Source organism: Microbacterium oleivorans, assembly GCF_001644225.1.
GTDB lineage: Bacteria > Actinomycetota > Actinomycetes > Actinomycetales > Microbacteriaceae > Microbacterium > Microbacterium gawkjiense.
On sequence record NZ_LSTV01000004.1, the window covers coordinates 41,385 to 64,164 of the forward strand.

The window sequence follows — 22,780 nt, forward strand, 5'->3', positions numbered from 1 at the left end:
GTGACGGCGTCTGGCTGGATCTTCGCCGCCGTCACTTTTTTCCCTGCCCTCACGTCGTCAGTCGCAAACAATCGCCTCATCCTCGTGTTCCTAGGCCTTGTGGTGTCTGTTGCAGCCGCAAGGAGGATCCTCGACCCTCAAGTGCTTGCCCTGAATCTCGTCTTGACGCTCTTCGCATTAGCCGCGACCATCGGAGTCAGCTATCTCGCGGCGGACGCCCTCGGAGACCCACTCCTCGCGACAAACATTCAGCGACTTCTTGTCGTCACGCCCGTCATGCTCTTCGCTGGCTTCGCCGTGTCGAAGACCCCCTCTCTTCTACGTAGCCTTGCGGTTCCATATGTCACCATTGCCGCCGTGAATAGCGGCCTCGCTATGGTCGAGGTTGCGGCCACCCGATCGCTATTCTCGCGGGATACCATGCTTGCCGCGATGTCTCGGGATGGGACCGTCCGCGCCGTTCTGGCCTCTGACCACTCCCTAGTCCTGGGCACCCTCATAGCGCTGGCAGTCCCGATGTGCGGAGCGATACGAAATCCGTTGGTGCGAACCTTGACGCTATGTGCTCTGCTTGCTGGGATCGGTGCGACTGGGAGTCGCGGGCCGTTCTTCCTGGCTATCTGCTTCGCGCTCGTCGCCCTTGTGCCGACGTTGAGACGCGCCATAGCGAAAAAAGCGCGTGTTCTTGTCGCGTTGGCAGCTGTCGGCTTAGTCGGGCTTGCATATATGTCGATCTTCGTGTGGTCGGCGGCGGTATCAGGAAACACCGGGGGGGATTACAGTGCGAATTATCGATGGGCCATCTATTCAACGGTCCCCGAATTCCTTTTGCACCGACCACTTGGATATGGCCTAGGTACATTCCCGGCAGGGCAGTGGCTGGTGCAAACGGAGGCATTCGGTGCGAAAGACATTCTGCAAACCTTGGACTCCGAACTCGTCTACTCCGCCTTCACCTTAGGGTGGGTGGGACTTCTACTTGTGTCAGTTGCCGCCATAGTCGCCGTCCGATCGATCGGTGTGCACCAACAGATAGGACTGACGGCCGCGCTCTGCTCCGCAGCTGGCTTCTCACTGGCCCTCCACGCATGGGACGGGCTGGGTGCCATCTGGGTCTTCCTAGTGGGGGCTTCCTTCGGTGTGGTTTGGAGCTCACGACAGAAGCATCCACAAACGAACCGACTTGCGCGCGCCCGCGGCCAGTTGAAGGCGAGTTCAGCTTTTGAGAACTAATATGCGCGTGTATCGATCGCTACGATCGGCACATCTCGAGCGGCTAGGAGAATTTGAACCTGCGCTGACCCTTTACCTGCGCGAGAGCTACGATTTCGCCGAAGACCTGGTCGGGTTGAGCGAATCACGAATCCGCAGAGTCAATATCTTCGAAGTAGTCAGAGCTGTGCGCCGAGAACGACCGGCCGTTATCGAGACAAATGAGGCCCTTCAATTCAACGCCTGGCCCCTGCTCTTCGCTCTCAAACTTGCAGTGATCAGCATGCCGAAACAACATCGGCCCCTCATTGTCTTCTACGCGATCGAAAACTTGTCGCCTATTGCTTCACTAGCGGCCCGAACCGGGCTACCGAAGACCGCCTGTCGCCTGATTTTACGGGTTGGTCTGCACCTATTGCCGAAGGCGTCTCGGATCAGCTTCGGGACCACAGCCGCTCGCGACAATTATCTGTCTCACGCGAGACTCACACTCCGGAACGCCGAAATTGAGTTGCACCCCGCCCTGCCAGCGCCCGTAGGCTTCGCGACGGACAACCCCACGATAGATGCGATCTTCGTTGGCGCCTTCGAAGATCGGAAATCCCCAGTCGAGACGGCGGAGGCGTTCGCCGCGTTGTCTCAAGAGAATCCGGGCTTCCGTTTTTTGATGGTGGGGAAGGGAGCGGCTCAGGAGAGGATCACGGAATTGACATCCGCCCGCTCTCAGATCGAACTGAAGATCGATCCGCCTCGGCAGGGGGTCATCGAAGCAATCAGGTCAGCGCGCGTCCTGGTTCTCGCGTCGCGAGACACGGATAGGTGGCGCGAGCAGGTTGGTCTTCCGATCACCGAGGCGCTGAGCGAAGGTCTGACGATAGTCACCACACGTTCCACCGGCCTGTCCTCTTGGCTCGAGAACACGGGGCACGTCGTCGTCGATGATCCCGTTACCGTCGAAGCCCTGACTGCAGGCATCCGTCGCGCGATTTCTCGCCCGCTGGATCGAGCGTCGGTCCGAAGCTCCCTGCCCGAGAGCGATGCGCGAAAGGAAGCAGATCAGTGGCTGTTCTCTATCGCATATTGAGACGTGCATGGCCTCGACTACGTCGCGACCTTCTCCTGACATCCCTACCCGGAAGCCCCCTGTTTCCGCAGCCCCTCCGCCCGGCTTACCTGAACCTTCTCGGCTGCCGCATCCACCCCACCGCACGACTCTCGAATGGCGTGAAGGTGACGGATGTCCGAGTATCAATCGGGGCACGGACATTCATCAACACAGAAACATTTCTGGACGGTTCCGACTCCATTCGAATCGGCAGTGGGGTCGCGATCGGGATGAGATCGATGATCCTCACCAGCACCCACCATCAGGGTCCTTCTCATCAGCGTGCAGCAATCGCACGCACCAAGCCGGTGATCATCGGAGACGGAGTGTGGATAGGAGCAGGGAGCGTGATCCTTCCCGGTGTCCAGGTCGGCGCCGGCGCGGTGATCGCCGCGGGCAGCGTGGTCAATAGGGACTGCGAACCGGATGCAATGTACGCGGGAGTGCCTGCGCGGAAAGTTCGCTCCCTCTAATGAAGCGGTATGTCCGCGTTATCGGCACGAACCTCGGCTCGCAGATTCTGCTCGCCGTATTTCTCGCGTGCCTGCCTCTAGTAGTCGGGCCCAGTGGCGCCGATGCATTCACGCTCATGCTCCAGGTTGGCACGGTCTCACTGACTGGGGTGGCCATGGGCGTCGTCTACAACCTGGCCATCGGTCGCCCCTCGTTCAACCGATGGACTACATGTGCGGTGATTGCCGGAGGCGTGAGCGTCATGGCAGGGGGCGTCGCTGCGATCGCCTTACCTTCGTCCGACTCGCCATCAAGCTTTGTGCTGTTCGGATTCGGCGGCGCACTGTATGCCGCGGCAGGAGTCTATGCCGCCCGAGGCGCGTGCAACGGTTCACCCGCACTCATTCCGCTCGTATCCGTCTTTTCCGCCGCAGCCCTGTCGACTGGACTCTTGGTTGCACTCCCACTCCCGGCTCAGAAATTTCTCGTGATCTGGTTTTTCTGGACACTCGGAGGCGTCGGGGCGCTGACGACGGCAGTAAGGAGATCTCAAACAGTGTCAGGGATCAGCACCCGAGTCTCGCAACCCGAGGCGCGCAAGCTGGTCACTGAGCATGCGATCTTTCTGGGTGTCGCTTCAGTGACCAGCGCCGTCATGCCCATATTGGCCGCATCCGCTCTCCTGTCGCTGCCCGCCGGGACTTTAGCCCTGGCCTACTTCGTAGGGAGGTTCGTGGGCGCTGGCATCAATCTGTTCGTCAACTCCATCCTCTCGGTGAAGTACTCCTGGCATGAGAAGCCAACCGAGGCACCGCGCCTCATCCTGATTCTGCTCACAGTCGGTTTGCTGGGATCCGTCGCTGCTCTGATACTGCAATACGCTCGTTCTGATGCGGGCACCTGGGTGTACCTAATCCCTTGGGCATCGATGATCACAGCTTCCTCCTTACTCGTTCGTCAAGCGCACGCCCGCCTAAGTGTCCGGGCCCTAAGCATCAAGACCACGGCGGACTTGTGCGTAGCCACCACCGCGGTTCTCGCACTCCACGCGAACCCTTCCGTCATCGGATACTTCGCGACTTTCACACTCTCGGCCGCCGTGACCGCGGTGGCGTTGGCTGGACGGCAGCGGACCCTTCAAGGCGGCGCTGCCCTCATCGCCGTCACCTCCTTCCTTTTCCTAGTCGCACCCTGATGACGACGCCCTCGCCGGTCCCCCGCGTCATTTGCCCGACACACCCCTGTGGCAGACTGAGCCGAATTGATCGGACGCCCGACCGGGCGTGGGCACGAGAGGCACCATGGAGCTCAGCGACTACATCCGCGTCCTCCGCAAGAATTGGCTCGTCATCGTCGTGCTGACGCTCGTCGGACTGGGGGCGGCGGCGGCGTACTCGCTGACGCGCACCCCCGTATATGAGTCGTCGAGCAGCGTCGCCGTCTCGACGCAGACCGGCGGCACGGCATCCGACATCCAGCAGGGCGCCAACTTCGCGCAGACGCGCATCAACACGTACGTCGGACTGGTGAAGACCCCGATCGTGCTCAATCCGGTCATCGCCGAGCTCGACCTCGGCGTCACGGCCGAGTCCCTCGCCGAGAAGGTCACCGCCTCGTCGGCGCTCAACACCACCATCATCACGATCACGGTCTCCGACGCCGACGCCGTCGCCGCGGCGGACCTCGCGAACCAGATCGCCGCGAGCCTGTCGACCGTCGTGCCCGAGATCGAGCCGCAGATCGAAGAGGGCGGCAGCCCGATCCGCCTCACCCGCGTCAGCGACGCGCAGCCGGCCCTCGCCCCCGCCAGCCCGAACGTCCCGCTCAACCTCGCTCTCGGCGCCCTCGTAGGCCTCGCGCTCGGCATCGGTATCGCGGTGCTGCGCACCGTCCTCGACAACAAGGTGCGCACGCCGCGCGACGCCGAGCAGATCACCTCCTCCCCCTCGCTCGGCGCGATCGCCTACGACGCGAAGGCCAAGGAACGTCCGCTCATCGTCCACGCCGACCCGCTCAGCCCGCGGGCCGAGTCGTTCCGGGCGCTGCGCACCAACCTGCAGTTCCTCGACATGGGCGGTCGCGCGAGCTTCGTCATCACGAGCTCCGTCCCCAGCGAGGGCAAATCCACGACGACGATCAACCTCGCGATCGCCCTGGCGGATGCCGGCAAGAAGGTCGCCCTCCTCGACACCGATCTGCGCAAGCCCAAGGTCGCCGAGTACCTCGGCCTCGAGGGTGGCGTCGGCCTCACCGACGTACTCATCGGGCGCACTCGCATCGGCGACGTCATGCTCCCGTGGGGTGGCCGCAGCCTGTTCGTCCTGCCCGCCGGCAAGATCCCGCCCAACCCCAGCGAGCTGCTCGGCTCGAAGCAGATGGGCACCCTCCTCGACGTGCTCGAGCGCGACTTCGACGTCGTCCTCTGCGACGCTCCCCCGCTGCTGCCGGTGACGGATGCCGCCATCCTCGCCCGCAGCACCAGCGGTGCGATCCTCGTCGCCTCGGCCGGCAAGGTCACCCGCCACCAGCTCGAGGGTGCGGTTGTGGCGCTGCACACGGTGGGCGCGAAGGTCGCCGGCTTCGTGATGTCGATGGTTCCGACCCGCGGGCCGGACTCGTACTACAGCGGCTACGGGTACGGCTACGGCGGGTACGGCTACGTGCAAGAGCAGCCCAAGGCCGCGCGCGGCCGCAAGCGCAAGGCTCCCGTCGCCGTAGTGCCCGACACCGCCCCCACCTTTGGTGAGCTCGGGTTCGACACGCGGCGCGAAGCGCGCGACGCCGGCGACTCCGCCGTCCGCTGACCGTGGCTCGCCGGTCGCGGGCGCGGCGAGGTCTGCCCTCCGTCGTCGTCGCCGTCCTCGTCGTCGCCCTGACGGCGGGCGTCGGCGGCCTGGTCGTGCTCGCTCTGCAGCGCACGCAAGGAGTCGACCCCGAGCGGGTCGCTCGGCCCTCGACATCCCTTCCCGTCGACAGCCCGTCGCCGACGGCGAGCGCCGCTCCGGCGGTGACGGCACCCGCCGCGGCCGAGCGCTACCTCGCCGCCGGGGCCGACATCCTCTGGCGCGCGACCGCCGGCGCGTGCGGGGGCGAGGCGCCCGTCATCGAGCGATCGGATGACGACGGCACGACCTGGACCGACGAGACCCCGCGCTACCGCGACATCGCCCAGGTGCGCGCCCTGCGCTCCGTCGCCGACACCCAGGCGACCGCCGTCGCCGACGTCGGCGAGGACTGCGAGACCCAGGCCCTGCGCACCTTCACCGACGGCGCGTTCTGGTCGCCCTACGACGACGTGCTCGCGCGCTCCGACTACCTCGTCGGCGCCGACGTCGTCATCGACGGCGACCCCCTCGCCGCCCCCTGCCCCGCCCCGTGGGGACTGCGCTCCTCCGCCGGCACGGTCGCCTTCCTCTGCGACGGCACCGCGTACGCCGCCGCCGACGGCGAGACCACCGCGATCGGCGCCGACGTCGTCGCCCTCGACACCCTCGACGGCGAGATCATCGCAGCGACCCGCACCCCGGACTGCGACGGGCTGCTGCTCACGTCGCTGACCTCCGACACCGACCCGCTCGCCTGTGTGACAGCGGATGCCGCGGCCCCGGCAGCCCTCGCGCTCACCCCCGACACGGTGCTGCTCTGGACCGGCGACGACCTGACCACCGTCCCGCGCTGAGAACCCCGCGCTGCCGCTACGCTGCCCATGTGCAGGGCGTGAGGACAGAGGTGCCGTCGAGGTGGCGCCGCCGCACCGACCTCGCCGTCGCCGTCCTGTCGGCACCGTTCGCGAGCGGCGAGTACTTCACCCGCTGGTCGCTGCTCATGTCGTTCGTCATCGGCACCTTCCTCAGCGTGCCGAGCGTCGGAATCCCCTCCTTCGACGGCTACCTGCGCGGCGTCGCCGTCGCGGCGATCGGCTGGGTCCCACTCGCCCTCCTCGGCCTCGTCGCCGCCTACGCCGAACGCCGGTTCGCGAAGACCGCTGCCGAGCGCGTCGCCGTCGTCATCGCGACCTTGGTCGGCCTCTCGGCAATCCGCCCGTTCCTCAACGACGCCGTCAGCGCGGGCCTCTTCGGGCTGACCACCGGCGGCAACTGGACGACGCGGATCACCACGAACATCGTGACCGCCGGCATCCTCTTCACGGTCTGCGCCGTCGCCGTGACGTACCACCGGCAGCTGCGGGCCACGACCCGACGATTGCGCCAGGCGAGCGCCCTCATGCGCGTCGGCACGGCCGAGGCCGCCCACCTGCAGACGAAGGTACCCGGCATCCTCGCGCAGATGGCCGACGACCTCACGCGGCACCGCGACCGCCTGCTCGCCGGCACGGTCGACTACGACGCGGTGCGCGACTACTCCACCCGCGTGCGGTCGGCCAGCCACCGTCTCGACGAACTCACGCAGTGGCCGACCGACGACCAGCCCGACTTCGCCCCGACCGACGACGCCCGCGGTGTGCCGCTCCTCGCGCGACTCAGCGCAACGCCGCCCCTCACCGTCGGACTGACCTACGTCGCCGCGACCCTCCCCTTCGGCCTCGCCCACGGCGGGCCGTCCGTCGCCGCCGCAGCCCTGGCGGCGAGCGCGGCCCTCGACCTCGCCGCGGGCGCCGTCACCCGTCGCGCGCGCCGCCTGCCCGCGACACCCCGCGGTCTCGTTTTCCTCGCCGTGTGGGCCCTCGTGGGCGTGGGCATCATGTGGCTGACCTACACACTCCTGCCCGACGTCGGCGCGCTCGGGCTCGTCCCGCTGCTCGGCCTGCCGCTCGCCGCGAGCGTCATCGCAGTCTCGGTCGACTCCTACCGACGCGCCCGCGCCGAAGAGGCACGCGCCACCGCCGTTCTCCGCACCGCGGCCCGCACGCTTGCCACCGCCGTCGACACCGCGCGTGCACCCCTCCGCCGGGGAAGCGACCTGCTACACGGCCGCCTGCAGAGCCGGTGCGTCATCCTCGCCGCGCACGTCGACGAGAACCCCGCCGACGAGGCGACGCTCGTCGCCTTCCGCGCCCAGACCGACGAGATCCTCCACGACCTGCGCACAGGAGCCACCGCCGTCGACGAGAAGACCATCGAGGACCTCGTCGAGGCGTGGTCGGTGGTGATGGACATCCGCGTCGGCATCGCCGACGACGCGCGCGCCGCCCTCGACCGCCCGGGCATCGGCGAAGAGGCGACCCGCATGGTCAACGAGGCCCTCGTGAACGCCGTCAAGCACTCCGGCGCGCGCGACGCCGCCGTCGAGCTCACCCGCGCGGGCGACCGGCTGCGGGTGCGGGTCTCGAGCCCCGGCATCCTCTCCCCCCGCGCACTGACCCTCGCTGTCCCGGCGGGGCTCGGCACGCGCGAGGCGGGCACGGCGCTGCGGCAGGTCGGCGATCAGGTCGTCCTCGAGCGCGAGCTCGTGGTGCCCGCCGACTGACGCTTCAGCCGACAAGCAGGTTTTCGACCCGCTCCCGCAGCTGACGCGGAGTGAACGGTTTGACGACGTAGTCGTCGACCCCGGCGGCCTTCGCACGCGAGACGTCGTGCGGCGACGACCGGGCGGTGAGCATGAGGATGCGGGTGTCGGCGAAGGCCGGATCCGCCCGCAGCTCGGAGCACACCTCGATGCCCGTCTTGATCGGCATCATCCAATCCAGGATGACGACATCGGGATGCCGCGCATGCGCCGCATCGAGCCCGGCACCGCCGTCGTGGGCGACGGAGACCTCATGACCGACACGCGCGAGCACCTGCTGCAGCAACGACGCGACATCGACGTCGTCCTCCACCACCAGCACGTGTGCCACGCGCTCACCTCGCGTCATCGAGCCGACCCCGAACGTCGGCGATGCAGCAGACAATACACCGCCGTATCCACCGGAACACCGCCGACTGTACGGTGTACGCGTGACGAGGAGCGAGGGCGGGCAGGACGGGCTGCCGCGCGGCCGCACGCCGGACCTCGCACCGCCCCTCGCCCCGGGCCGCCGCATCCTCTGGTGGGCCCTCACGTCGACCGGCATCCTGCTGCTCGCCCTGGTCGGCGTCCGCCTGCAGGCGAACGGCCTGCCGATCGCCATCTGGTGGCCGGCCGCCGGCCTGTCGCTCGCCTTCGCACTGCGTGTCGCGCCCGAACGACGCTGGATCGTGCTGGCGCTGATCTTCGCCCTCACCGCCGCAGCCAATGCGATCGCCGGCCGCTCCTGGGAGCTGTGGCTGCTGTACGCCTTCTTCAACACCCTCGAGGTGCTGCTGGTCGCCGCGCTCCTCACCCGCCGCGGCACCGGGTTGCGGCTCGACACGCTGTCGCAGGCGACGAGATTCGTCGCAGCCGTGCTCGGGGGCGCCGCCGTCGCGAGCGTCGGGATCGCCGCGACCAACGTCCTGCTCCTGCGCGATGACTTCTTCCCCACCTCGATCGTCATCTTCGCCTCGCACAGCTCGGCCATGATCCTCATCGGGAGCCTCGCGATCCTCCCCGTCGGCCGCGAAGAGCGCGCGCGTCCCCTCGAACTCGTGGTGCACGCCGCGGCCGTCGGAGCCAGCGTCATCCTCGCCTTCGGCCCGCCTGGCCTCGCACACCTGTCGTTCCTGACCTTCGCGGCGATCGCGGGGGCGTGCCTGCGCTTCCCGGTCCGTGTCGCCACCTGGTCGGCGCTGCTCACCTCGATCGCGGTCCTCCTCCTCACCCTCACCGCCGGGGGCAGGAGCGGGCTCGGCACCGTCGAGTCGCGGGATGCCGCCGTGACGCTCGTCGTGTTCATGAGCGCGATCGGCGTCTTCACCGTGCTCGTCTCGATCGCCCGTTTCGAGGGGCGCACCAACGCCGCCCTCGCCGTCCGGGCCGCCGAGGACATCGCCGCCGCCGAGCGGGCGCGCGCGGCCGCGATGACGCAGCAGCTCGACCTCGAACGCCAGCGAGAGGACTTCGTCACCGCGGCGAGCCACGAACTGCGCACCCCCGTGACCAACGTGCTCGGCTACGCCGACCTGCTGACGGACTCCCCGCTGTCGGGCGACCAGCGCGGCTGGGTCGAGGCGATCCGGCGCGGGGCCGCGCGCCTCGCGGGCCTGCTCGACGGACTGATCCAGGCCGCCTCGGGCGGCGAGCCCACCCGCATCCCGGTCGACGACCTCATCCTCGAGGTGTGCGACGCCCACCGCCCCGAGGCCGTCGCCCGCGGCACCCACCTCCTGACGACGCCGAGCGGTCTGCACGTCTGGGCGGCCGAACCCGACGCACGGCGGGCGCTCTGGAGTCTCGTCTCGAACGCGGTCACCTTCGCCGAGGCCGGCACCGTCTGGGTCGAGGCCCGCCGTGACGGCGACGACATCGCGATCGTCGTCGCCGATGACGGACCGGGCATGTCGCCCGAGACCCTCGCGAGCGCCTTCGAGCGCTTCTTCCGCGGCCGTGAGGCCGAGGGGCGCACCGCCAGCGGCCTCGGCCTCGGGCTCGCCAACGCCCGCGATCTCGCCCGCCGCAACGACGGCGACGTCACGCTGGCCTCGACGCCCGGGCGGGGCGTGCGGGCGACATTGCGTCTTCCCGCGGCGCCCGCGGTGTAGATCGATGACACCCCCGACACACTCGCGTTACAGGTCACTGATACGGTGCCCCTTGAGAGAAGGTGAGAGCCCTCTCATCCTGGGGGGGAATGTGGCGAGCACGGCGATGACCAAGATGACAGACGAACAGAGCGAACGCGCGCCGGTGACGGCGACGGCCCCCTTCGCCGCACCGTGGCGCCGCATCTACGCGCGCCGCCTATGGATCAGCGACCTGCTCGTCCTCATCTGGGTCGTCTACGGCACCCAGATCGCCTGGTTCGGGCTCGGCGCCGCCGACCTCGCCATCAGTTCCGGACGGGTCGCCGGCGAGATCTCGTACTGGAGCTTCTCGACCGCCCTCATCCTCGTGTGGATGCTGACCCTCAGCCTCGCCGACACCCGCGACCACCGCGTGATCGGCGCCGGCTCCGCCGAGTACGCCAGGATCGCCCAGTCGAGTGTCACGCTATTCGGCGTCATCGCGATCATCGCGTTCCTCACGCAAACCGAGGTCGCCCGCGGATTCCTGCTCATCAGCCTGCCCCTCGGCATCCTCGTCCTCCTCTTCGAGCGCTGGCTCTGGCGGCAGTGGCTGATCGCCCAGCGGCGCACGGGGGCCTACTCCGCGCGCGTCCTGCTCGTGGGCTCGCGGCGATCCGTCGTCGAGACCGCAAACGAACTGCTCCGGAACAAATCCGCCGGGTACCACCTCGTCGGTGCGTGCGTGCCCACTGGCGCCATCGCCGAGACGATCGACGGCACAGACATCCCCATCATGGGATCGATCTCCGCTGTGACCTCGGCCCTGGCCGCGTGCAACGCCGACACCGTGATCGTGACGAGCACCGACGAGCTCCCCGTCGACAAGGTGAAAGAGATCTCGTGGCAGCTCGAGCCCGGTCGGCAGCACCTCGTTCTCGCACCGGGGATCGCCGACATCGCCGGACCGCGCATCCACACCCGACCGGTGGCGGGACTTCCCCTCATCCACGTCGAGACGCCCAGGTTCGGCAAGGGCCAGAAGATCGCCAAGCGCGCATTCGACATCTGCGCATCGCTCGCCCTCATCATCGCCCTGTCGCCGGTTCTCGCCGGTGTCGCACTGCTGGTCAGGATGTCCTCGCCGGGACCCATCCTCTACCGCCAGCAGCGCATCGGACGAGCGGGCGAACCGTTCCACATGCTGAAGTTCCGTTCGATGCGCGTCGGCGCGGATCAGGAGCTGAGGGCCCTCCTCGAGGCGCAAGGAACGAGCGAGAAGCCGCTGTTCAAGATCCACAACGACCCCCGGATCACCCCCATCGGGCGAATCCTGCGAAAGTACTCGCTCGACGAACTTCCGCAGCTCTTCAACGTGCTGGGAGGGTCGATGAGCATCGTGGGACCGCGTCCCCAGATCGCCGCAGAGGTCGCCCTCTACACGGATGCCGCGAAGCGTCGGTTGCTCGCTCGCCCCGGCATCACGGGCCTGTGGCAGGTCAGCGGCCGCTCCACCATGGAGTGGGATGACGCGGTCCGCCTCGACCTGTACTACGTGGAGAACTGGTCGCTCGTCAACGATCTGCTCATCCTGGTCAAGACGGTGCGCGCGGTCGTGCAGCCGGGCGCCTCGGCCCACTGACATCGCGCGCTCTGCGCGTGGCTACACTGGCGACGGAGCCAACTGATGCCGACAACCGAAAGCCGCTGGGCGGACAGTCAGCTCATCGGCACGCGTGTGAGATCCGTGTGGCAGTGGCAGCTCATCTTCACCTTCAGCGTCGTCGTGATCACGCTGGTCGTCGGCATCCTCGATGTGACGTTGCTGGCGAGCACCGGCTATCTCATCGGCGTCTTCGTCATCATCATCTGTTCGATCGCGACCCTGGTCACGCCGTGGGCGAGGGCGCCGCGTCACGCGGCTTTCGTCCTCCCCCTCGTCGACATCGTCGCCATCGGCTTCCTGACCCTCGAACAACCCAGCCTCGGGTACCTGTGGCTGTTCCCGATCGCGTGGGTCGCGACGTACTTCGGCACGGCCGAGATCGTGCTGTCCATCAGTGCCGTCGGGGTCATGAGCCTGGCCGACCCCTCGCGCTGGGGCTTCTCCCCCGAGGTCATCGTCGAGCTCCTGATCATCCTGCTCGCCCTCACGTTCCTCGCCATCACGATCGCCGTCGGCGCACGACGCACCCGGGCCTTCCGAATCCTCGCCCGAAACCAGGCCCAACGACTGACGGCGACCGTCGACCGGGTGCAGTCGGCCGAGCAGCGGGTCAACTCCCTCTTCGACTCGATCTCGGTCGCTCTGGCTCGTGTCACGCGCGGCGGCGAGATCGTCTCCGCCAACGCGGCGTACCGCGCGCTCTACTCCCTCGACACGCAGGATCTGCGGTTCCCGCTCGGCGGCGCCGTCGAATACTCCGACTACCGCGGCCGTGCGCTCAGTCCCAGCGAGACGGCCATCGCGCGCGCAGGCCGTGGTGAGGTGGTCGAGAACGAACGCCTCTGGCTCTTCGACCGCACCGGCACGTGGCGCGCCCTCGGGCTGTCCATCCGCGATGCGGCACCGAACTCGCTGGGCCAGCCCACGGCCGTGATCGAGCTGGCGGATCTCACCGCCGTCGCCGAGGCCCAGCGGGAACGACCGCACGTCACGCGCGTGGTGGCGCACGAGCTGCGCAACCCGCTGACCGTGATCCTCGGCCACGCCGATCTGCTGCTCGAAGGTTCGAACCTGACGCCCGGCCAGCGCGACCACCTCGACGTCATCGAGTCGGCGAGCGAGCGGATGCTCACCCTGATCCAGGGGCTGCTCGCCCAGTCGACGGATGCCGAGGACCACCGCGCCACGTTCGACGCCGCCCACCTGGTCGAGGCTTCCATCGCGGCATTCGAGCCGGCGGCATCCGCTTCGGCCCTCGCGATCGATCCGGTCGTCGCCGGCCCCCTCCCCGTCGACGGAGACGAGTTCCGCCTGCGGCAGGTCGTCGACAACATCATGAGCAACGCCATCAAGTACAGCGATCGCGGCACGCTGCGGGTCACCGCGGTGCTCGACGATGACGGGTGCGTGGTGATCTCGGTCGCCGACGAGGGCATCGGTATGACCCCCGAGGACGTCGAACGGGTGTTCACGCCGTACTTCCGAGCCCAGAACGCGCAGGAGGGGTCCGCCCAGGGCACGGGCCTCGGCATGGGCATCACCCGCGACATCGTCGAGGCCCACGGGGGTAGCATCGCGGTGGAGAGCGCTCTCGGACGCGGGACGACCGTCACGGTCCGTCTCCCCGCCGCAGGTCGTGACGAGGGGGGTGGGCAATGACGCACGTCGATGTGACGATCGTGCTGGTCGCCTTCTCGACAGCGTGCACGATCATGATGATCGGCCTCGGATTCCTGCCCTTTCCGGGACGAGCGGCCGCCATCTGGTCCTCCGGGTTCGCCGTCGCCATGCTGAGCTGCTATCTGCTCGTCGCCGCGGACCAGATCGATTCGAGTCTGGTGCGGGCCGCGGCGCACGGCCCGATCCTGTGCGCATCCGGCTTCATCTGGGTGGGCCTGCGCGCGCGCCGTGGACGCGAGCCGATCATGCTGATCCCCACGATCACCGTCTTCAGCGTATTGACCGTGGCGCTGGGCCTCACCGCGGAGACGGAGGTCTACGGCTTGGTCTTCCGCGTCGCCTTCGCTGTGGGGGCCGTCGTATCGGGACTGGCCGTGTCGGAACTCGTCCGCCTGCGCCGGCCGGAGCTGGAGATGTCTCTTCCGCTGCTCGTCGCGTCGGTCGGATTCGTCGGGCTCGCGCTTCTCGTGGGCATCGACGGCATCATCCGGTGGGTGAACAGACAGGGTGGGCAGACCGAGGCGGACATGTCCGGGCTCTACGCGCTCAACGAGCTCGTCGCCCTGCTGTATCTCGTGTGCGCGCTGGTCACGCTTCTCTATCTCGTGCGTCGCGGCTCGCAGAGCGCGGACCCGCAGCGGACACCGGACTTCTCGACGATCGCGCGCGACCGCCTCGCCCGCGCGAGAGCCGCCGACGACCGCTGGTGGTCTCTTCTCGACATCCGCCTCGACGACCCGGGTGAGCTGCTCGAGGCATCGAGCGGCCGGGCCTTCCAGCGCGTGACCACTCGCTTCGCGAACGACATCCGCGACGTGATGCCGCCCGAGGCCGACCTGCACGCCGTGTCACGAACTCAGGTCCTCGTCCTGCTGCCGCGTCCCGACACCGCCGTGAGGGGACTCATGTCGCAGCTCCTCGAGCGGATCGGCACGTTCACGGACCAGCAGGCCGTGCCCGTCCGGCTGTCGGCGAGCATCGGCGTGGCTGCCGCGCCCCTCGCGGACTGGGACCTCGACCGCCTGCGCGCGGCGGCAAGCGACGCCGCCGCGCACGCACAGGTCTCGGGCGGCGACCGCTGGGAACGCGCGGTCTTCGCCCCCTGATCCGGCGCGGTCGGCCGACCCCCGTAGGATCATGCCGATGCCCGAGACCTTCCTGCCCCCTGCCGCCCGCACCGCGGGGCGCGTCGTCGTGTGGGTCCTCGGGCTCGCACTTCTGTTCGTCCTCTTCGCCCTGGGGTGGATCGCGGTGCGCGGGTACCTCGCCTACGACCACCTCTCGAGCGCGCAGAAGCGGGCGCCCGAGATCGCGTCGGACCTCGGCGACCTGAGCGCCGCGGGTGAGGCGATCGACGAGATGTCCCGTCACACCGCCCAGGCGCGCGAGCTCACCTCCGACCCCATCTGGCAGGGCGCCGAAGGCGTGCCATGGATGGGTCCCCAGCTCGCGGCAGTCGCCGACGTCGCCGCCTCGGTCGATGACGTCGTCACGGGAACCGCCCGCCCGATTGCCGCAGTGGCCACCGGCTTCGGCGTCGAGGCGTTCGTCCCGGTCGACGGCCGGATCGACACATCGGTCTTCGCCGCACTCGCGCAGCCCGCCACCGACGGCGCCGCCGTCGCGGCATCCGCCCGCGACCAGGTCACCGCCATCGATCGCGCACCGCTCGTCGCACCCATCGCGGACGCGCTGGACGACGTCGGCGGGCTGCTGTCGCAGGTCGCGTCAGGCACCGACGCGCTTGCGCGGGCGAGCCGATTGCTCCCGTCCATGCTCGGCGCAGATGGATCGCGCGACCACATGATCATCGTGCAGAACAACGCCGAATGGCGAACGCTCGGCGGGATCGTCGGCGCCGCGACGTTCATCCGCGCAGACGACGGGCGATTGTCCATCGACGGGCAGCTCAGCTCGGGTGATTTCGCACCGTACCCGGAGTCCGTTCTCGACCTGGGCGAGTACGCGACGATCTACCAGGCCAAGCCCGGAAGATTCCTGCAGAACGTCACGCAGGTTCCCGACTTCCGGCTGACGGCAGAGCTCGCGCGCGAGTTCGCGGCGCGCAACGATCGCCCCGTCGACAGCGTCGTCTCGATCGACCCGGTCGCCTTGTCGTATCTCCTCGAAGCGACCGGTCCGGTCACCCTCCCCACCGGGATCGAACTAACGAGTGCCAACGCGGTGGACTACCTGCTCAACGATGTGTACCTGGCGTATCGGGACCCGAAGGCGCAGGATGCGGTCTTCGCTGTCGCGGCGAGCGCGGTCTTCGCGGCACTGACCGACGGCGACCTCGATCCCGTGGCCCTCATCGCCGCGCTGGGTCGGGCCGGCGAAGAGCACCGACTGTACCTCTGGAGCGCGGACGAAGCGGATCAGGACATCCTCGACGAGACCACTCTGGCCGGTGCCCTCGTCGCCAGCGACGTCGACACCGCGCGCCTCGGGGTCTATCTCAACGACGGCACCGGCTCGAAGATGGACTACTACGTGACCCCGGCCGTCCAGCTCGCCTGGTCGGGCTGCGGCACCGGTCGCACATCCCGGACGCTCTCGCTCAGCATCACTCTCACCAGCAACGCCCCCGCGGATGCCGCCACGTCCCTGCCCGACTACATCACCGGGGCGGAGAGATACGGCGTTCCGGCGGGAACTGCCCGAACCGTCGGCGAGGTCTACCTGCCCGAGGGCTTCGAGGTCGCCTCCTCCGAGATCACGACGGAGCGCGGGTTCGGCGGCGGCATGGTCGGCGGCCGTCAGGTGCTGTCGTACTCGGTCGACCTGAAACCCGGCGACACGCAGACGGTGACGATCGAGGTCACCGCCGACACCGACATCCGTGACGCCGAGGCATGGGTCACCCCCACCGCCGACGCCGATCTCCCGCCGGTCGTGCGCGCGTCGTGCGACCCCGCCGACGGTGCGGTCCTCGGCTGATCCGGCCGGCACCCCGAATCGTCACGCAACGGAAACCCCAGGTCGGGCGGCCTCGGTTACACTCAGGTGAGTACCCGGCCTGAAAGCAGCATCCATGCGCCGTCTCCCCCGCGCCCTCCTCACGACCACCGTCCTCGCGACACTGGCCGTCGGCGCGCCCGTCGCCGCTCACGCCTCGACGATCTACCCGCCGGTCGACGCCTGCCAGTCGGATGCCGCCGGTGCCGGCCCGGGCGACACGGTCAGCTTCTCGTGCGACGACACCACGTTCGGCCCGAACGAGACCGTCACGGTCACCGTCACGGGAGAGAACGGCGCCGGCGCGACCTTCGCGATGGTGCGCATGGCCGTCTCGACGGCGAGCGCCGTCTACGAGTCCGACGCGAGCGGGGCGCTGCCCACCGTCCGCATCACCCTGCCCTCCGACGCCCGCGGGGTGTACAACATCGCCGCCGTCTCGGCGACCTCGGCAGGCGGCACCGCCAGCGCCGTGATCGACACCAGCCAGAGCACCGACCCGCTCGTGCGGGCGGGCTTCGACGGCAGCCAGCTCACGGGGCTGTGGATCGGCGCCGGCGCCCTCGTCGCCGCCGGTGCCGTCATCCTCGTCGCCGCGGGCCTGCGTCGCCGACGCGACCGGATCGACGACTGACGTCAGGCGACGTCGGGCTTCGCCCGCGCGATGGGCTCAGCCGTCACCAGGATCGGCAGGTGGTCGCTCGCCCCCTGCGGCAGCGTCCGCACCTGCTGGATCTCGAACCCGCTCGAGGTCGCGAAGTCGTAGTAGCCCTTGAAGAACTTGTACCGCGTGTACGTGCGCGCGTCGCTCAGGCTCAGCTCGTACCCGCTCTCGCGGATCACCTGCCCCAGGTTCTCCTTGAACACCGGGTAGTTGAAGTCGCCGACCATGAGGATCGGCGCCCCCTTGCCGAGGCTCGACAGCTCGCGCAGCGCCGCCCGGATCTGGTGACGACGCAGCGAGTTCAGCGCGGTGAGCGGCGCCGCATGGAAGGACGCGACGATGAAGTCGGTGCCGTGATCGATGTCATGCAGGTGAAGCCCCAGCATCCGCTCGTCGGCGGGCTTCAGCACGATGTCGTGCAACGACTTCTTCAGCGAGAAGGTGCGGCTCGCACCGGCGCGGAACCCGTTCTCGCGGTAGTAGATCGCCAGGCCCAATCGGTTCGAGCGGGTCGCATCGGCGAGGACGAGGCCGCCGATGCGCTCGGGCATGTCGGTCGTGTCCACCTCCTGCAGACACAGCACGTCGACGTCGTAGCGGCTCACCAGTTCGGTGAGTTCGCCCGCCGCGGCGTGCTTGCGCAGGTTGTACGAGACGACAGTGATCATCGGAGTATCAGCCTATGACTAGAGTTCAAGAGTGGCTCCCAGGAAGAAGCTGCGGATGCCGCCGGCCCGCGTACTCGTCCCCCTGGGCATCGTGCTGGGACTCGTCGTGGTCCTCGTGCTCGTGGGCGTCATCGGAGGCGCCGTGACCCGCGGATTCCATGCGCTCACGGCGCGCGCCCCCGAGATGGGGACGACGGTCATCGCGCCGACCCAGGCGAAGGCCGCCACAGCCGCGCGCGAGCTCTCCGGTGAGCAGAAGGATGCCGCCGACTACCTCGCCGCGCAGCCGACCGCCTACTGGCTGACCCCCGAGCAGGACCCCATCGGCACCGCCGGCGGGACCGTGCTCGACCTCATCTCCCAGGCGCGCGACCAGGGTCGCTCCGTCGCACTGGTGGTCTACGGGCTGCCCGGGCGCGACTGCGGCAACCACTCCGCCGGCGGCCTGTCAGAGCAGGACTACCCGGTCTGGCTGCGCGAGATCGGCTCGGCCCTCGAAACCGCGCCCGACGTGCAGAAGATCGTCGCGCTCGAGCCCGACAGCATCGCCCTGTCGGAGGAGTGCGGCAACATCGCCGATCGCGCCCGCCAGCTCAGCACGGCGGTCGACCTGATCACGTCGCCGAACACCTGGATCTACATCGACGGCGGGCACAGCAACTGGCTGCCGCCGCAAAAGATGGCCGACCTCATCCGGCAGACCGGTGTCATCGACCGGGTGCGCGGCTTCGTGACGAACGTCTCGAACTACCAGTCCCCCGCCGACGAGTTCACCTACGCGGCATCCCTGTCGTCGCTCCTCGACGGTGCGCACGCCATCGTCGACACCTCCCGCAGCGGCGCGGCCACCTCGGGCGGCGAATGGTGCAACCCCCCGGGTCAGCTCGTCGGCGAGCCGGGCGGCACCTTCCACGACACCGTCGTCGACACGAACCTCTGGATCAAACCGCCGGGCGAGAGCGACGGCGAGTGCAACGGCGGACCGGCGGCCGGTGTCTACTGGCCCGAAGCCGGCGTCGAGCTGACGCGGGACGTCCGGTGAGCGCGGCTGCGACCGCGCGAGGCGGTGCCTGCCGCCTGTGTAGCATGAGGACCGACTTTCACACCGGAATCGGGGGCTACATCGATGAGTGATTCGATGTCGATGCATAAGACGGCGGTCATCGTCGAGGACGATCCCGACATCCGTCATCTCATCGTCGAGGTCCTCGAGGCCGCCGGCTTCTCGACCGTCTCGGTCGGCAACGGCATCGACGGCGTCCGCGCCGTACTCTCGTACCAGCCGCTCATCACGACCCTCGACGTGAACATGCCCGGCATCGACGGGTTCGAGGCGGCGCGCCGCATCCGTGCGCAGAGCGACACCTACATCATCATGATCACCGGCCTCGAAGAAGAGGCGGACGTCGTCCTCGGCCTCGGTGCCGGCGCCGACGAGTACGTCGTGAAGCCGTTCCGCCCGCGCGAACTGCGTGCGCGCGTCGAGTCGCTGCTGCGCCGCCCGCGCGCCACCGGCACGGCCGTCGCCGCCGCGCCGCGGCAGGAAGCGACCGGTCCGTCGTTCCCGGGCGCGCGACCCGCCGTCCCGCAGCACGACGCCGTGCCCACCTCCCCCGTCTTCGACGAGCGCATCATGACGCCCGTCTACAGCGACCAGCCGCCGCAGGGCGGTGCGGTGGTCCTGCCGCCGCAGGGCGCTCCGCACCAGGGTGCGCCGCAGCAGGGCGCACCCCACCCGGGCATGCCGCATCTCGGCGGCCAGCCGCCGGTCGCGCATCCCGGCAACGCGGTGGCCCCGGCATCCGCTGTCCCGCCCGTGGGCGGACCCGGTTGGACTGTGCACCGCGACCTCGCCGTGCACGCCGAGCACCGGGTCGTCCTCGTCGCGGGGCGCGAGCTGACGCTCACCCGCACGGAGTTCGACCTGCTGTCGACCCTCATGGAATCCAAGCGTCGTGTGCGCAGCAAGGCCGACCTGACGCTCGTGCTGCGCGGCGAGTCGTACGTGACGAGCTACTTCGTCGGCGAGGCCGACAAGCGCGCGATCGAGGCGCATATGACGAACCTGCGCCGCAAGCTCGGCGACAACCCGAACAACCCCCGGTACATCGAGACCGTCCGGGGTGTCGGCTACCGCCTCACCTCCGAAACCGTCGCCGGCGCCTGACCCTCGCCCCGCCCCCGCGCGTGCGCGTGCGTCGCTCGTGCACCCGGCCACACGGAAGAAGCCCCCGGAGATGAACTCCGGGGGCTTCGTTCGGGACGGGCGAGGTCAGACCTTGTAGCCCTGGTGGCGCTGGAACAGCTTGATGGCCATCGTGAGGGTCTGCAGGACCGTGACGACACCGACGATCGGCCAGCCGACCCACAGGATCGCGGACTGGGTGATCGGGTCGAGCAGGTTCCAGATGACGGCGATCGCGACGGCGACGATGGCGAGGATGATGAAGGGCGTCCAGTGTCCGAAGCTCACGCCGCCCTTCTCGGCCCGCGCCTGCAGGGCCCAGTTGTCGACCTTCTTCTTGGAGAGGAAGCGGGTCCACGACCGGATGAAGTGACTGATGCGGATCCACATGAAGATCTCGGCGGGGAACAGCAGCACGGCGAAGGCGATGTCGCGCGAGTTGCACTTCTCCATGGCGCGGGCCATGCGCAGGTTCAGTCCGGCGGCCACGAGCGGCGGGATCAACCACCACGGCGAGAACACGAACGCGTTGATCGACAGCGAGGCGATCAGCAGTGTGATGAACGCGACACGGACGAAGAAGTTCGTGAGCATCGAGAATTGCTCGAACCAGCGCAGACGAAGGTTGGGGTGGAACGGCTGCCCCTTCGTGTCTCCTCGCTGACCGGGCCACATCAGCTCGATGGCGCCGTAGGTCCACTTCACCTGCTGCGCGTCGTACCCCTTGAGGGTCGTCATGCCACCGACATCCGCCCGGGCGAACGGGCTGATCTTCGTCAGGTACCCGGCCGACTTGATCTGCAGGGAGAGCAGCGAGTCCTCGACCTCGGAGTCCTTGACCCACGGCGAGTTCTGGTGGTTCTCCTTCATGATGTCGCGGAGCGCGGTCGTCGAGAAGATCGAGAACTGCCCGCCGAGCACCGCCATGTTGCGGCCGCGCAGCAGGTTCTGCATGTTGAAGGCCGCGAACTGGGTGCGCTGACCGGCGATCAGCCACTTGGCGATGAAGCCCTTGATGGGGCGGTCGTCGATCGTGTAGATCGCCGAGATGCCGCCGATGCGCGAGTCCGACACGGCCTCGTTCTCGAGGTACTCGACCGCGCGGCGGTCGGCGGTCGTGTCGCCGTCCACGCCGAGCAGGTAGTCGTACCCCTCGACGAGGGCGTAGCCGTAGTTGAGCGCGCCGACCTTCTTGTCGGGGTTCTTGCCGATGTCGTGGACGAACACCTCGGTGAACTGCAGTCCGAGCTCGGTCTCGACCTCGTGCGGTCCCGAGAACTCCGACGCGATCTTCACCGTGTCATCCGAGGTGTTGTTGACGACCACGTGGATGACGTCGGGCACGCGGCTCTGCTCGAGGAGCGACCGGATGACGTCGGCGATCGACTCCGCCTCGTTGTAGGCCGGGATGATGCATCCGATCGTCGACCGGTGCACCGAGTGGTTCTCGAGCACCGAGGCGAAGTCATCGGCGAACTCGTCCACCGGGACGATCTCGCCGGGACCGCCGGGCGACGCGGCATAACCGGCCGTTTCGGGGGCCGCCTGCCAGGAACCCTGCGGGGCGACGCCCTGCCATTGCGGAGCGGGCTGCTGCCACTGCGGCTGCGCCGACTGCGCCTGCTGCCACTGCGGCTGCTGCTGCGCCTGCTGCCATTGCGGCTGCTGCTGCGCCTGAGCCTGCCACGCGGGCTGCTGGCCCCACTGCGGCTCCTGGCCCGGCCAGGCGCCGGCCGCCGGCTGCGCGCCCACCGGGGGCTGCGCGGGCTGCCAGCCCTGCGGGCCGGGGATGTACGGACTCGTCACGTCGGTTCCTCGAACTGGATTCACGGAGTGGTGGGACCGCCGGACCCGGGGGTGGTGGTCCACCCGTCGGTGCCGGTGGTTCCCTGGGAGTCGTCGTTCGACGTGCCGTCGGTTGCGCCCCCCGTGGACCCGTCGGTCTCTGTCTCACGAGGATAGATCGCAATCGGGATGACGGGGTAGACCGTCTGCTGCACGAACGATTTGTCGTCGTCGGCCGTCCCCTCGACCCAGACGTCGAGCGCGAACTGCAGCGTGATCCCGTAGGTGTCCGGCGGCAGCTGGTTGATCGTCGTCTCGGGGACGAGCAGACCGCCCTGGTAGCTGTTGATCAGCAGGCCCTTGCTCGAGCGGATCGTGTCGGTGGGCACGAGCGTGCGGGGGTCGGCGCTGAACTGGAACGGCGAGCTCACCTGGTTCGAGGACTGCGCCGTCTGCGACGAGATCGACACGTTCGAGAGGAACACGCGACGCTTCTGCTTGAGCACCGCCTTCTCGTCGACGCGGGTGTCCTTGACGTTGACCGCGAAGCCGAAGGTCTTCGCGTTGTCGGGGTACCACTCGCGGGTGCGCTTGGAGTCGACGGCCCAGAAGTCGAGGATGATGTCGAGACCGTCGGCGATCTCGTACGTCATCTGCACCGAGCCGTCGTAGGTGAACTGCGAGTCGAACGGCATCTCCACCGTCCCGGTCGCGGGCGTCGCGTTCGGAGCGGGGGTGGCGGCGACGTTCTCGCTCGTCCCCGAGATGGAGTTGAAGGCTTCGACGACCTGAGCGCACCCCGAGAGCGACAGCGCAGCCGCGGCGGCCAGGGCGACGACGCCGAGCCGGCGACGGGCGGTGGGACGGATGGACATGCGCGAACC

Annotated in this window: 19 protein-coding genes; 15 read left to right on the top strand and 4 right to left on the bottom strand. The window is 68.4% G+C overall.

Features of this window, described 5'->3' with window-relative positions; all coding sequences use genetic code 11:
- The 7 genes from AYL44_RS14565 to AYL44_RS10725 all read left to right on the top strand — a co-directional run bounded on the left by AYL44_RS14565 (position 1) and on the right by AYL44_RS10725 (position 8,197).
- A complete protein-coding gene (locus AYL44_RS14565) occupies positions 1–1,233 on the top strand; it encodes an O-antigen ligase family protein (protein WP_197471647.1) in 1,233 nt (410 codons plus the stop codon).
- Between the two features lies 1 nt (position 1,234).
- The gene (locus tag AYL44_RS14445) at positions 1,235–2,296 is read left to right on the top strand and encodes a glycosyltransferase (RefSeq protein ID WP_082886188.1); all 1,062 of its coding nucleotides are present in this window, start codon (positions 1,235–1,237) and stop codon (positions 2,294–2,296) included.
- A 260-nt stretch (positions 2,297–2,556) separates the two neighbouring features.
- Positions 2,557–2,790, top strand: coding sequence for a DapH/DapD/GlmU-related protein (locus AYL44_RS14900; RefSeq protein WP_197471648.1), 234 nt, complete (start codon positions 2,557–2,559; stop codon positions 2,788–2,790).
- Complete coding sequence (locus AYL44_RS14570; RefSeq protein ID WP_157532645.1) at positions 2,790–3,965, top strand: hypothetical protein; 1,176 nt, start codon at positions 2,790–2,792, stop codon at positions 3,963–3,965. Before AYL44_RS14900 ends, AYL44_RS14570 begins: the two co-directional genes overlap by 1 nt.
- A 106-nt stretch (positions 3,966–4,071) precedes the next feature.
- On the top strand, positions 4,072–5,574 hold the full coding sequence (locus tag AYL44_RS10715) for a polysaccharide biosynthesis tyrosine autokinase (RefSeq protein ID WP_064003295.1): 1,503 nt from the start codon (positions 4,072–4,074) through the stop codon (positions 5,572–5,574).
- A gap of 2 nt (positions 5,575–5,576) precedes the next feature.
- Positions 5,577–6,449: a hypothetical protein gene (locus AYL44_RS10720; protein WP_064003296.1), complete on the top strand. Its 873-nt coding sequence runs from the start codon at positions 5,577–5,579 to the stop codon at positions 6,447–6,449.
- 50 nt (positions 6,450–6,499) lie between these two features.
- Positions 6,500–8,197, top strand: coding sequence for a hypothetical protein (locus tag AYL44_RS10725; protein WP_231872781.1), 1,698 nt, complete (start codon positions 6,500–6,502; stop codon positions 8,195–8,197).
- 4 nt (positions 8,198–8,201) lie between these two features.
- Here AYL44_RS10725 and AYL44_RS10730 read toward each other — a convergent pair whose 3' ends face one another.
- Positions 8,202–8,567, bottom strand: coding sequence for a response regulator transcription factor (locus tag AYL44_RS10730; RefSeq protein WP_231872782.1), 366 nt, complete (start codon positions 8,565–8,567; stop codon positions 8,202–8,204).
- 100 nt (positions 8,568–8,667) lie between these two features.
- Between AYL44_RS10730 and AYL44_RS10735 the strand changes: the two genes are divergently transcribed.
- From AYL44_RS10735 to AYL44_RS10760, 6 genes are all read left to right on the top strand, one after another.
- Entirely contained in the window at positions 8,668–10,329 is a 1,662-nt protein-coding gene (locus AYL44_RS10735) for a sensor histidine kinase (RefSeq protein ID WP_064003297.1), read from the top strand.
- A gap of 115 nt (positions 10,330–10,444) precedes the next feature.
- Positions 10,445–11,932 carry a sugar transferase gene (locus AYL44_RS10740; RefSeq protein WP_064003461.1) on the top strand — a complete coding sequence of 496 codons (1,488 nt, stop codon included), beginning with the start codon at positions 10,445–10,447 and terminating at the stop codon, positions 11,930–11,932.
- A 45-nt stretch (positions 11,933–11,977) separates the two neighbouring features.
- Entirely contained in the window at positions 11,978–13,615 is a 1,638-nt protein-coding gene (locus AYL44_RS10745) for a sensor histidine kinase (protein ID WP_064003298.1), read from the top strand.
- Positions 13,612–14,742: a hypothetical protein gene (locus AYL44_RS10750; protein ID WP_064003299.1), complete on the top strand. Its 1,131-nt coding sequence runs from the start codon at positions 13,612–13,614 to the stop codon at positions 14,740–14,742. The genes AYL44_RS10745 and AYL44_RS10750 overlap by 4 nt, the downstream gene beginning before the upstream one ends.
- A gap of 37 nt (positions 14,743–14,779) precedes the next feature.
- Positions 14,780–16,576: a DUF4012 domain-containing protein gene (locus tag AYL44_RS10755; protein ID WP_064003300.1), complete on the top strand. Its 1,797-nt coding sequence runs from the start codon at positions 14,780–14,782 to the stop codon at positions 16,574–16,576.
- Positions 16,577–16,670: 94 nt separating this feature from the next.
- Complete coding sequence (locus tag AYL44_RS10760; protein ID WP_064003301.1) at positions 16,671–17,228, top strand: hypothetical protein; 558 nt, start codon at positions 16,671–16,673, stop codon at positions 17,226–17,228.
- A gap of 2 nt (positions 17,229–17,230) precedes the next feature.
- Here AYL44_RS10760 and AYL44_RS10765 read toward each other — a convergent pair whose 3' ends face one another.
- Positions 17,231–17,926, bottom strand: coding sequence for an endonuclease/exonuclease/phosphatase family protein (locus AYL44_RS10765; protein WP_064003302.1), 696 nt, complete (start codon positions 17,924–17,926; stop codon positions 17,231–17,233).
- A gap of 31 nt (positions 17,927–17,957) precedes the next feature.
- Between AYL44_RS10765 and AYL44_RS10770 the strand changes: the two genes are divergently transcribed.
- Together AYL44_RS10770 and AYL44_RS10775 are read left to right on the top strand one after the other, a co-directional pair.
- Positions 17,958–18,968, top strand: a complete 1,011-nt coding sequence (locus AYL44_RS10770) for a glycoside hydrolase family 6 protein (RefSeq protein WP_231872783.1) — start codon at positions 17,958–17,960, stop codon at positions 18,966–18,968.
- An 84-nt stretch (positions 18,969–19,052) separates the two neighbouring features.
- Positions 19,053–20,093 carry a response regulator transcription factor gene (locus AYL44_RS10775; RefSeq protein ID WP_231872784.1) on the top strand — a complete coding sequence of 347 codons (1,041 nt, stop codon included), beginning with the start codon at positions 19,053–19,055 and terminating at the stop codon, positions 20,091–20,093.
- Between the two features lie 105 nt (positions 20,094–20,198).
- Here the strand turns inward: AYL44_RS10775 and AYL44_RS10780 are convergent, their stop codons facing one another.
- Both AYL44_RS10780 and AYL44_RS10785 read right to left on the bottom strand, forming a co-directional pair.
- Positions 20,199–21,917, bottom strand: coding sequence for a glycosyltransferase family 2 protein (locus tag AYL44_RS10780; RefSeq protein WP_064003304.1), 1,719 nt, complete (start codon positions 21,915–21,917; stop codon positions 20,199–20,201).
- A 20-nt stretch (positions 21,918–21,937) separates the two neighbouring features.
- Positions 21,938–22,771 carry a hypothetical protein gene (locus AYL44_RS10785; protein ID WP_064003305.1) on the bottom strand — a complete coding sequence of 278 codons (834 nt, stop codon included), beginning with the start codon at positions 22,769–22,771 and terminating at the stop codon, positions 21,938–21,940.
- Positions 22,772–22,780: the final 9 nt, after the last annotated feature.